At 42.0% G+C, this 12,742-nt stretch carries 7 protein-coding genes; all 7 read left to right on the top strand.

Features of this window, described 5'->3' with window-relative positions; translation table 11 throughout:
* Positions 1 to 131: 131 nt before the first annotated feature.
* Positions 132 to 2,321: a tetratricopeptide repeat-containing sensor histidine kinase gene (locus AACM45_RS06835; RefSeq protein ID WP_339141610.1), complete on the top strand. Its 2,190-nt coding sequence runs from the start codon at positions 132 to 134 to the stop codon at positions 2,319 to 2,321.
* Positions 2,322 to 2,343: 22 nt separating this feature from the next.
* Complete coding sequence (locus AACM45_RS06830; RefSeq protein WP_339141608.1) at positions 2,344 to 3,075, top strand: LytR/AlgR family response regulator transcription factor; 732 nt, start codon at positions 2,344 to 2,346, stop codon at positions 3,073 to 3,075.
* A gap of 301 nt (positions 3,076 to 3,376) precedes the next feature.
* Complete coding sequence (locus AACM45_RS06825; RefSeq protein ID WP_339141606.1) at positions 3,377 to 3,886, top strand: gamma carbonic anhydrase family protein; 510 nt, start codon at positions 3,377 to 3,379, stop codon at positions 3,884 to 3,886.
* A 32-nt stretch (positions 3,887 to 3,918) separates the two neighbouring features.
* Positions 3,919 to 4,803: an ACP S-malonyltransferase gene (gene fabD, locus AACM45_RS06820; RefSeq protein WP_339141604.1), complete on the top strand. Its 885-nt coding sequence runs from the start codon at positions 3,919 to 3,921 to the stop codon at positions 4,801 to 4,803.
* Between the two features lie 307 nt (positions 4,804 to 5,110).
* Positions 5,111 to 9,793: a T9SS type B sorting domain-containing protein gene (locus tag AACM45_RS06815; RefSeq protein WP_339141602.1), complete on the top strand. Its 4,683-nt coding sequence runs from the start codon at positions 5,111 to 5,113 to the stop codon at positions 9,791 to 9,793.
* Between the two features lie 15 nt (positions 9,794 to 9,808).
* Entirely contained in the window at positions 9,809 to 10,786 is a 978-nt protein-coding gene (locus tag AACM45_RS06810; RefSeq protein ID WP_339141600.1) for a PorP/SprF family type IX secretion system membrane protein, read from the top strand.
* A 10-nt stretch (positions 10,787 to 10,796) separates the two neighbouring features.
* Positions 10,797 to 12,728 (top strand): OmpA family protein, encoded by a 1,932-nt coding sequence (locus AACM45_RS06805; RefSeq protein WP_339141598.1) that lies wholly within the window; start codon positions 10,797 to 10,799, stop codon positions 12,726 to 12,728.
* The last annotated feature ends 14 nt before the right edge of the window (positions 12,729 to 12,742 follow it).

Here is a 12,742-nt window from a genome sequence, read left to right as displayed (position 1 = left end):
TTTCCATTGAGCGTGTGAGATTGGTGTTTTAGTAAACCAGTAAAAATGCTGGGTTCAAGACCACCTTTTTAGAAATCCCCATTTTTTAAACCGCATTAAATCAAGTAAGTTTACCTGAGGTTACAACAACTATGCAGCGATTTCTATACATATGGATGCTATTTTTTCTTTTGCCGGTATTGGGTCTTTCGCAAAATTCAAATGCAACTGGCGAAGTTCAAATAAAGGGTTCGGTTCGGGCCAAAGAAACCTATAAGCCCATTTCTGGTGTTGAGGTCTCTACGGATAAAGGCATTTATGTGACCACCAATGCATTTGGCGAATTTGTGATCAATGCCCGAATTGGGGATATCATTATTTTCAAAAGTCCTGATTTTGAGACGGTGCGGCATCGCATAACTTCAGATGAAGCTATTGTCGTAGAGGTCGAGGATTATGAGGTGTCGTCTAAAAATAGGGGGGCTACCCCGAATAGGTATCGAATTGGTCTTGATTCTGCCAACTTCTATAAGAAAATCGATATTGAAAAAAGTATAGATTTTGTGGCGCAGTCCATGGCTACCTTGGGTGTTCGAGGTAATAAAAAAGAATTAGCTGAGGCTTTGACACTGCTTGGGGAGATTTATATATACCATAAACAGTATGATTTGGCCATAACGAATCTACAAGACGCCATTACCGCACAAAAAACGACAAAGTCAGTGTTAGCCCTAGGAAAAGCATTTTTATTGAATGAAGATTTCGAGCAGGCCGAAGAAGTATTTCTACCTGTATTGAAGCTGCGAAAATTGGTGCCTTACCAAAGAATTTCGCTGTATGAAGGATTGGGGGATACCTATAAAGGTATGGGGAATCTAGAAAAAGCCCTCGATTTTTACGGTGAAGGATTGAAAGTTGCCGAAAAAAATCAGATATCACCAAAAGTGATTGATTTGAATTCTAAGATTGCAGATGCGTATGCAGCCGCAGACAGGGAAATTGAGGCCCAAGGCTACTATGACAATTCATTATCCCTTTCAAAAAAGCAAACACCGAGACGGGCGATACAAGAGAGTGAAAAGGTAGCTGATTTTTACAACCAATCAAATCGATTTAAAGACGAGATACAATTACGGAAACAAACCTTAAAGGAATTGGAGCAATTACCACCCGAAAAGGTGTCGAGTGAAGCAAAAGGTATTGTTGAAGGGGATTCCATTACTTCACAGCGCATCAATTATAAAATTGCCAATGCCTACCTTTCGCAAGATAAACTAAGTGAGGCAATACCCTTTTTAGAGCGCAGTATCGTTGAGGCTGATAAAGACAACGACTTGGTGGTTCAGAAGGATGCAACCCGTAAGCTATCAGAAGTATATCGGTACAAAGGTGATTTTGAGAAGGCCTTTGAAAACTATCAAAAATACGGTGCCATCGTAGATAGCCTATACTCAAAAAAAGAGCAAGAAATATCTAGGTTGGCACGTATGAATCGTGAAATTTTGACCAAACAAAATCGAATTTCAAGTTTGGAACAAGAACGAGAGCTTTCTCAAAGCAAGTATAGTCTTGCGGTAACCGAGCAACAATTATTTGAAGAAAGTAACAAGCGCCAAAAATTGATCATCTATTCCCTATTATTTGGTATGTTGCTATTTGCCTTGGCCACATTCTTTTACTATCGCAGTAATAACCAGCAAAAGCTGGCAAATAATCTGTTGGCTTTGAGGTCTTTGCGTTCGCAGATGAACCCTCATTTTATTTTTAACGCACTCAATTCGGTAAACAACTATATCGCAAAAAGTGATGAACGTAGTGCCAATCGTTTTTTGAGTGAGTTTTCCGTTTTGATGCGGACCGTACTTGAAAATTCTGACGAAGATTTTATCCCGTTTTCAAAAGAGTTGGAATTATTACGACTTTATACAAAACTCGAGCATTCCCGTTTTCCTGAGAAATTTGACTATGAGGTCATCATCGAAGACGGTATCGATATAAACGCCTTTGAAATTCCCCCTATGTTATTACAACCTTACATAGAGAATGCGATTTGGCACGGCTTGCGGTATAAGGAGGAAAAAGGATATTTAAAGATCAATGTAAAACAACTTACCCCCGAATTACTGCAGATTGAAATTACCGATAACGGTATCGGTCGCCGCAAGTCAGCCGAATTAAAAACCCAAAACCAAAGAAAGCAGCGCTCAAAGGGCATGGGCAACATAAAGAAGCGTATAACTATTTTAAATGAGATGTACCGTAATAAAGTCGCTGTGAGCATCCATGACCTAAATGAAAACGGAACCGGGACAAGGGTGGTATTAAAATTAAAGAAAGATTAGGACCAATAGCTAAGATTTGAGCATGAAACTAAAAACGATACTAGTAGAAGATGAGGCAAATAGCAGGGAAATATTACGAAACTACCTGACGAAGTATTGCCAGAATATAACGCTGCTGGGTGAAGCTGCTACCATTAAAGAAGGTCTCGAGCTGATAGAAAAGCACCAGCCCGATTTGGTGTTTCTAGATGTTGAAATGCCATTCGGAAACGCTTTCGACTTATTGGATCAGGTACCCGAACGTACTTTTGAAACGGTTTTCGTAACCGCTTACAATCAATATGCCATGGATGCCCTGAACAACCATGCCGCCTACTATTTGATGAAACCCATCAATATTGATGAGTTGATCAAAGCGGTTGACTATGTACACGATATCAAAACAGGTGAAAATGCCTTGGAAGGTAAGGTGTTACAAGCAAGACTTAAAAAGGCCGAAGGTAAGATCACGCTGCCCCAACAAGATGGTTTTCAGGTTTTGGAGGTTGCCGATATTTATTTTTGTAAAGCCGATGATAATTATACCGAGATTTATTTACAAGAAAAGAAAATAGTAGTAAGTAAAACCTTGAAATACTTTGAGGATACCCTAAAGGAGTTTCCTTTTGCAAGAATACATAAATCGTATTTGGTCAATGTGAACGAAATACATAAGTATAAGAAAGGTAAGGGAGGTAGTGTCATACTTTCAAACGGTAAGGAATTGTCGGTCTCCGCTTCAAGAAAAGCGGAACTTTTGGCCTATTTTAAATAGTTTTAAGGAGTAAGGAGTAAGGAGTAAGGAGTAAGGAGTAAGGAGTAAGGAGTAAGGAGTAAGGAGTAAGGAGTAAGGAGTAAGGAGTAAGGAGCAGTAAATAGTGGACAGTGGTAAGCTAGTAGTTTGAAAATATGAAGGATAGTTTTGATAACTTGCGAATTCATTAATTTCCACTAACCACTAACCACTAACCACTAACCACTAACCACTAACCACTAACCACTAACCACTAACCACTAACCACTAACCACTAACCACTAACCACTAACCACTAACCACTAACCACTAACCACTAACCATGATCATACGTTCAGTCAACGGTAAATCACCAAAAATAGGAGCCGATTGTTTTATAGCAGAAAATGCCACCCTAGTAGGTGATGTCGAGATAGGCGAGAAATGTAGTATATGGTTCAATGCCGTGCTAAGGGGGGATGTCCATTTCATTAAAATGGGAAACCAGGTAAATGTGCAAGACGGGGCAGTGATCCATTGTACCTATCAAAAATCCCCGACTACGATTGGCAATAATGTTTCTATAGGTCATAACGCCATTGTTCACGGTTGCACCATTGAAGATAATGTTTTGATAGGCATGGGGGCCATAGTTATGGATGATTGTATCATAGAAAGTAATTCGATCATCGCGGCAGGTGCTGTCGTCACCAAGGGTACCCATGTTTCATCGGGAACGATCTATGCAGGTATGCCTGCAAAAAAACTAAAGGATATCAGTCCTGAGTTAAGCTCAGGTGAAATTGACCGTATTGCCAATAACTATGTCAAATACAGCGGATGGTTTAAATAATTGGCTATTTTAGCCCCATCAAAAAATACAAAATGAACGCTTATATTTTTCCAGGACAGGGAGCCCAATTCGTGGGAATGGGACTTGATTTATATGAAGAATACCCCCTTGCACAAGAACTTTTTGAAAGGGCCAATGCCATTTTAGATTTCTCCATTACCGACGTTATGTTCGAGGGTACACCAGAAGACCTGAAACAAACAAAGGTTACCCAACCCGCTATTTTCTTGCACTCGGTCATTTTAAGTAAGGTATTGGGCGCTAATTTCACTCCGAATATGGTGGCGGGACATTCCTTGGGTGAATTTTCGGCCTTGGTGGCAAATGGTACTTTGAATTTTGAAGACGGACTAAAGTTGGTTTCCCAACGCGCTTTAGCCATGCAGAAGGCCTGCGAGTTGCAACCAAGTACTATGGCCGCTGTTCTGGGGTTGGATGATGAGGTGGTTGAGCAGGTATGTGCGGCTGTAAACGGTATTGTCGTGCCGGCGAATTATAATTGTCCGGGCCAGCTGGTCATTTCTGGTGAGGTGGAAGCTGTAAACGAAGCTTGTGAAAAATTGAAGGAAGCCGGTGCGAGAAGGGCATTGTTATTACCGGTAGGTGGGGCATTCCATTCTCCATTGATGGAACCTTCCCGTGAAGAGTTGGCAGCTGCTATTGAGAATACCACTTTTAACGAGCCGGACTGCCCTATTTATCAAAATGTAACGACGACCGCCATCACGAATTCCGTGGATATCAAACAGAATTTAATCGCACAATTAACGGCTCCCGTCAAATGGACACAAAGTGTGCAAAATATGGTGAAAGATGGTGCATTGAACTTTGTTGAGGTAGGGCCCGGAAAAGTGCTTCAAGGTCTGGTCAGAAAAATAGAACCTATTGCCAATACCGCATCTGCGGTAATCGCATAAACACGAATTGGTATTTTGTCCTAATTAAAAGTGGTTTTGGCTATCATGTTGGTGAAATGGATGTTTTTTTAGTAATATTGACTTTCCCCAAAACCAATCTAAATTAACAGGGATTTATTGAGAATCAATGGTATTGAGCATGGTTTCCTATTTTAAAAAGAACGCTTGTTCGTTTTTATTTTTTTTCATAATAAGTTTTTATTGTGGAGCACAGCAAATAGCAATAAATTCACCAGCTTCTGTTAATGAAGGTAATACCGCGACTTCTTCCATTTCCTTTACCATTTCATTAGATCAACCTGATTTTGTGGCTCCGTTTCAACAAGTAACGGTCAACTACTTGATTTCGGGAGGAAATGAAAATGGACTGTCGGGAACCATCGTATTTCCGATTTTTACGAACAACGACCAATTTGTCGAAGTAACGACCAATGGTGATTTCATTGCGGAACCCGATGAGGAAATTACGGTGACCCTATCGAACCCATCGTCAAATGCGACCATATCAAATGCAATTGGTGCAAGCTCATTCTTAAATGATGATACTGTCGGTGTCAATGTTTCTTCATCGATTGGTGACACCGCAGAAGATGGCGAAGTAGCTACCTTTAGGTTTACCTTAAATTCACAGCCTTCAGCCGCGGTCACCATTCCGATATCAGGTTATGTTCCTGCCGAGGGTAGTGGCGCTAATGAAATTATCTTAAATAGTTCTAACTGGAGTGACGGTGTCGATTTAGTGGTTACGGGGGTAGATGATTTCATTGATGATGGGGACCAAACCTATACTTTGACCACGGGCACTACAAGCTCAACGGATCCCTTTTATAACGGATTGGATGGCAGTACGATTCCAGATTTGGAAGTCACGAATATTGACGATGATACTGCAAGTATCAATGTATCGACAACTACAGGTACGACTACAGAACCAGATGGAACGGCCCTGTTTACCTTTACCTTGGGCAGTGAACCATTGGCACCAGTGAACATTCCCATAAGTGGCTATGACGATACAGAGGGGTCTGGTGCGGAAAACATAATATTGAACAATACCAATTGGCAGTCCGGAGTTGTATTGACCGTCACCGGCGAAGATGATACCTTGGTCGATGGTGATCAGATATATTTCTTATTTACTGGCAATCCAACTTCAGCAGACCCCATTTATGATGCTTTTTCTGCAATATCCGTTGCTGATTTGACGATTACCAATCAAGACGATGATGTCTTTGAGGCCAATATTGAGGCTACGGTGAATACCACAAATGAATCAGGTAGTGTTCCCGGTACGTTTACGGTAAGCCTTGATCAAGTAAACACTACAGGGTCTTCCGTATTTGTGATGTATAGTATCGGTGGAACTGCCGCTACGAACGATTACACGACCATATTAGGCTCTGTTGAAATAGGGAATGATTCACAAACGGGTATCATCCAAATTATTCCCAACAATGATGCTATAGTGGAGCCCGATGAGACGGTAGTACTCACATTGACCCCAGCTGCAGCCTATACTGTCGGTTCTGACGGAAGTGATACGGTGACCATTGTCAGTGATGACCTATATTCGATCAGTATCGATGACGTGAGACTCGAAGAAGGAAACAATGGAACAAAGGAATTTGTTTTTACGATCGGTATCGATGGGGGCTTTAATGCCATCAACGATATTGATATTACCGTAAATACCGTTGATAATACCGCAACTTCGGGAAGCGATTATTCTGCTTTGGTCGATGTCGACGCAACAATTACGGCCGGAAGTAGCGATACCGAGGTGACAGTTCAGGTTATCGGTGAAAATACACCTGAACCTGATGAGACCTTTTTTGTAAACCTAAGTGCCGTAAGCGGTGCGACCATTTCTGATGGCCAAGGTATAGGTACTATTGAAAACGATGATCTAGATGCTATTAGTGTCAATGATATTAGTCTAGACGAGGATGACAATGGAACAACGGCCTTTGCTTTTACCGTTAGTATTGATGGCGGTTCAAATGCCTTGAATGATATCAACTTTACATACGGAACCGGAAATGGGTCCGCCACTTTTGCCGATGGTGATTATGCACAAATCGTTTCGGGCAATGCGGTCATTCTTGCCGGAAGTCCATCAACTGAAATTACGGTATCGGTAAATGGGGATGTAAAGGTAGAGAATAACGAAACCTTTGAAATTAACCTTCGTACGGTAACAGGTGCAACTATAAACGATGGCCAGGGAATAGGCCAAATTTTAAATGACGATTCAGCTTCAGTGACCATAGAAGATGTTTCAGGTATAGAAGATGCAGGCCCGATAACCATATCCGCCATTCTGGACAACCCTGTCGCTAACGGCTTTAGTATAGCGGTTTCCACATCGGACAATACCGCGACATTGGCTGACAATGATTACAACCCTGTGGTCAATCAACAATTGATTTTTTCCGGAACGGCCGGTGAAACGGAATCCTTCATGATTACCCCTACATCAGATGGTCTTATTGAACAAGACGAAACCATAGGGGTAGCCATTACGGGTCTTGGTAATACGGCATTTGCCATTGATATTTCAGATACTGCTTTGGTGACCATTTTGAATGATGATGATTGTTCGGCAGGCACCAGTGCCCCGATACGTAATACTGATGAGCCCACCACATTTTGCGATGTATTCAATAAAGACTTGAATGATTATACCTTGGGTACGGTACCGGTGGGTGCGGTTTTGAGATGGAGTGAGTCGAGTACGAATTTAGACGATGCGAATACGCATTTGCCAAGTAGCGTTGTGAGCACGGCTGGAATTTATTATGGTTTCTTTTTTGATAATGCCAATAGTTGTGCCAGCCCAGCTTTGGAAATTGAAATAACCGCCTCCAGCACACCTGCTCCAGGCACTACAACGAATGCAGCCATTTGTAACGTAGCGGGTACTGGCGAGCCTACTTCTATAGATTTGGATAATCAATTGAACGGTGCGGATCCTGGTAGTTGGTCTTTAATCGACGATCCTTCCAATGGAGGTGTTTCCATAGGAAATGGCAATATTGTGGATTTTGAAGGACTGGCCGAAGGTAATTACATATTCCGGTATACGACCACTGATGCCGTATCCCCTTGTATCAATCAAAGTGTGGATTTGACCATTACGGTAACCGATTGCTCCGTTGTTTGTGATGCAGGGGATGTGGCACCCACATTGGATACCACCTTACCCACCAATTTTTGTGATGATATCGATGTCGATCTAAACGATTACATATTGGGGAATACACCCGCAGGAAGCGTACTAACTTGGAGTACGAATCCCGACCCATTACAGGTAAGTGCACATAGAAGCAGCATAGTAACCGTTGCAAGTACTTACTTTGGGTTTTATTTTGATGATGCCGACACTACCAATGCTGTGGATTGTGCAAGTCCGACGGTAAGCATCACCTTGGTCTCGAATACAACGCCGACAATCGAGGACACAAATGGTGCCACAAGATGCGGAGAGGGAACAGTGGATTTGATGGCTAGTGCCAGTGTCGGGGCTACCTTGAACTGGTATGCCACTGCTACGAGTACTACCATTTTAGGAACGGGGAACACCTTTACAACGCCCATCTTAGAGGCCTCAACGTCTTTTTTTGTCGAGGCTACGGCAAATGGATGTCCCTCTGAAAGGGTTGAGGTGATGGCTACGGTCAATATTGAACCTTCAACCGGTGTTCCTACGAATGTTTTTGGGTGTAACAATGTTGGCCCTAACGATACAACCATTTTAGACTTGGATAGTGCCCTTACAGGTGCTGATGCAGGGGTTTGGTCCATAAAAACAGACCCTTCAGGTGTCTTGGTGATCAATGCTGAAAATGAGGTCGATTTTGATGGATTGTCCGAGGGGGCCTATGAATTTACCTTTACGACAACCGGTGCGATTGCACCATGTACAGATCAATCGATTGATGTAACCATCATGGTCGTCAACTGCTTACTTGATGCCGATTCTGATGGTCTTAATGATGATATAGAAGAAGAAATAGGTACAGATCCAAATAACCCGGATACCGATGGCGATGGTGTTGAGGATGGCCAAGAAGTCAGCGATGGCACCAATCCTTTAGATGATTGTGATTCCGTGGGGGGAACACCACTTGCAGATAGTGATTGTGATAATGACGGGCTTACTACCGCTGAAGAAAACGATTTAGGTACCGATCCCAACAATCCTGATACCGATGGTGACGGTCTTACCGATGGCGAAGAGGTTCTCATCGAAGATGATCCCGCCACCGACGCCATACCAGAAGAAGCCACTGATCCCTTAGATGCTTGTGACCCCTTCTTGACACCTGATTGTAATCCTGATCCCGTTGATATTCAAGTTGAAAAAACGGTTGATATTATCGCGCCACTGCTAAATACAGAGGTTACCTTTACGATTACCGTGACCAATCTTAGTATGTCCCGAGCCATAAATGTTCTGGTTGAGGATATCATAACCGCTGATATGGGATTTGAATTCATATCAAGTACGGCATCAAAAGGCACGTATGATAGTGGCACGGGTTTGTGGTCAATAGATGAATTGTTGCCAGAAGAAGAGGTGACCTTGAATATCACCGTTGCCATTAGAACAGTGGGCACCTTGACCAATGTAGCTACCTTGGTCGACTCTTTGCCGGCTGATATTGAAAGTGGTAATAATAGTTCAAGGGTCGATTTAACGGCAAGCCGAAGTGAATGCACTGACATCGGTACGATTTGCAATTTGTTCTCGCCAAATGGTGACGGGGTGAATGATAATCTGATTTTGGTCGGTTACCAAAACTTCCCGAATAGTAGACTGAGCGTTTTTGATAGATATGGCAATATGGTCTTTGAACAAACGGCTTATGACAATACCTGGAAGGGTACTGGCGATGATGGTGATTTACCGAGGGGAACTTATTTCTATCTTCTTGACCTTGGCGATGGGTCAGAGGTGACCAAAGGTTGGATTCAAATTATTAGATAATACGAAACGGTAAGAATGAAGATGAACATAACGCGCAGGTCAATTATCGTATTAGCCTTTTTGTTTGCTATTGGGCAAAGTAACGCACAAAAAGAACCGCAATATACCCAGTATATGTATAATATCGGTAGTTTCAACCCTGCCTATGTAGGTTCTGTCGAATCACCTGAGGTTTTAGGGCTATATCGTGCACAATGGATTGATGTGCCCGGCGCACCCAGAACCATACGTTTTGGTGCCAATGTGCCCTTGGGCAACGAAAAAATGGGCTTGGGTTTCAATGTTATCAATGATGAGTTGGGGCCAGTAGCCCAGACTTTTATAGACCTTGCCTATTCTTATGAGATCAACCTTTCTGATGATTCTTGGCTTTCTTTCGGGGTAGATGCTGGTGGTTCTATATTAAATGTGGATTACTCAGAGGGCAGTTTTCAAAACCCTGGAGAGCCGCTTTTATTTGGCCAAGAGGTGAATAATTTTTACCCCACGGTCGGAGCGGGATTGTTCATGTACGGCACCGAATGGTATTTGGGCGCGTCCATACCCAACTTTTTGACTAATGGTATTTATAATGACGAAGTAGCCAGTTTGGTTGAAGATAAGATCCAATACAATTTTATCGGGGGTTATGTTTTTGAGCTTTCCGATAGGTCTAAATTCAAGCCAGCTTTTTTGATCAACTATTTGCAAGGTGCGGGTACGACCATAAATTTATCGGCGAACTTTTTGTTTTTAGATTCCTTGACCCTTGGTGCGTCTTATCGATTTGACAATGCGATAAGTGGTTTGGCAGGTTTTCAAGTGGCCCCGAGTACTTTTTTAGGATATGCCTATGATTATAACACCAATGTTTTAGGGGAGTTTAATAGTGGATCACACGAAGTAATATTGAAGTTTTATTTAGGGCGTGGGGGTGGTTCCAACAAGTCGAGTAATAAAAACAAAAGCCTAAAGGGAAAACCTAAGCAGATTGATTCACCAAGATTTTTCTAATAGCAATGCCATGAGATACAGTTTATTGATTTTCTTTCTTACGATTACGGTGGTATACGCGCAGAAGAAAAAATCCAAGGGGGATGATTATTTCTTTCAATACGCCTATCAAAAAGCGATTACCGCCTATGAAAGTGATAAAGACAAGGGTATCTTACTTACATCAGGGCAATATTTAAATTTGGCCGATGCTTACTTTCAAATCGAGAATTATGAAAAAGCAACGGATATGTACTCCCAGTACTTTTCAAACGACTCCATTGTTGATAACTTTCGTTTAAACAGATATCTTCATGGATTGACGAAAATCGGGAATGATAAACGCATTGACGATGTACTGCAAAAGACGGAAACGGCAATGGATAAAGAGTTTTTGGAAAATATAGCCTTCAATAGAACTATTTTGGGTTCAGATAGCGAGACCGTGGCACTCGATTTTAAAATATTCAATTTAAACGTCAATAGTCCACAAGCCGATTTTTCCCCAACATTCTACAAATCCAATCTCTTGTTTTCAAGCAGTAGGCCTAACGGTAAGAAAACAAGCTATGGCCCAACGGGCGAATCGTATCTTGACATTTTCAATGGGCAAATCAATGCCGAAGGCCAGTTAACGGACATCAAGCCTTTTGGTGATATCAAGGCGTCTGACTATCACAAAGCGACCCCGTACTTTTCTGAAGCGTTGAACAGTGTTTTCTATGTACTCTCCAATACTACCGAGGGCAAACTGGAATTTGATGAAAACGGAAAAAATGCCTTGGCCATTGGAATACAGAAAATAGATGGTGATTTTAGGTTTTTATGGCGTGATCTAAGTACTTCATTTTACTATCCTTTCTACGACTCAAGTACGGAAAGGTTGTATTTTGCAGCTAATTTCGAAAATGGATTTGGTGGCACCGATATTTATTATGTCAACACCAATCGCGGTAGTATAATGTCCGCACCGATTAATCTAGGACCAAGGGTCAACTCCCCAGGTAATGAGATCGCCCCTTTCATTTTTGAGAACAGCATGTATTTTTCCTCAGATGTGTTTTATGGGCTTGGGGGTATGGATATCTATCAAACAAAGATTGATGTAAATGGTGATTTTAGTATTCCGGTAAACTTAGGGGAATCCATTAATTCAACTGAAGATGATTTTGGCTTTGTAATGCGCGATGCGGGATCCGGGCTTTTGGGGTATTTTTCCTCCAATAGAAAAGGCGGCAAGGGTTCAGATGATGTCTATGGCTTTATGGTAGATGAGAAACCAGGAATAAAGACACTGGTCGTGAAGGGAAAGGTCGTCAACGAAAATCAATCCACCGTACTTACGGGCGCCAAGGTGACCTTAAAAGACAGTGATAAAAGCGTGCTCAAAGAAGTGTTGACTGCCGATGACGGTACGTATCGTATCGAAGTGCCTTGGCAAGAAGAAGTAACCCTTGAGGTTACCAAAGAAAAACATTCCCTTTTTAAGCAAAACTATGGTGGTGAAGCACTGGATGAATTGAAGGATTTGGAGGCCAATGTGGGGTTGGTCGCCTACGAAGATATCGTTGAGGATCGTGAGGGGCAAAAAGTGATAAAGCTGAGACAGTTCTACTTTTCTAGAAATAAAGCGACCATAACCCCAGAGATTGCCATAGAATTGGATAAAGTGGTCGAGGCGATAAAACTATTTCCAGAAATACAATTAAGGATAGAAACACACACCGATAGCCGTGGGGGTAGCGCAACAAACTTTAGATTGACACAACTTCGGTCTGACGCCATCAAAAAATACTTGATTGATATGGGCGTTTCGAACTCAAACATTCTCTATTCCGTAGGGTATGGGGAAGATAAAATACTCAACAATTGTAAAAATGGGGTGTATTGTATCGAGGTGTTGCACAAAAAGAACCAACGTTCCTTATTCGTGGTATTGAACGATAATTTGCTATTCAAATAACTACTTCAGGTCCT

Source organism: Croceitalea sp. MTPC5 (assembly GCF_036985505.1).
In the GTDB taxonomy this organism is placed as follows: Bacteria; Bacteroidota; Bacteroidia; order Flavobacteriales; family Flavobacteriaceae; genus Croceitalea.
Note: the sequence above shows the minus strand (reverse complement) of the source record. Positions and strands in the feature narration are given on the sequence as shown.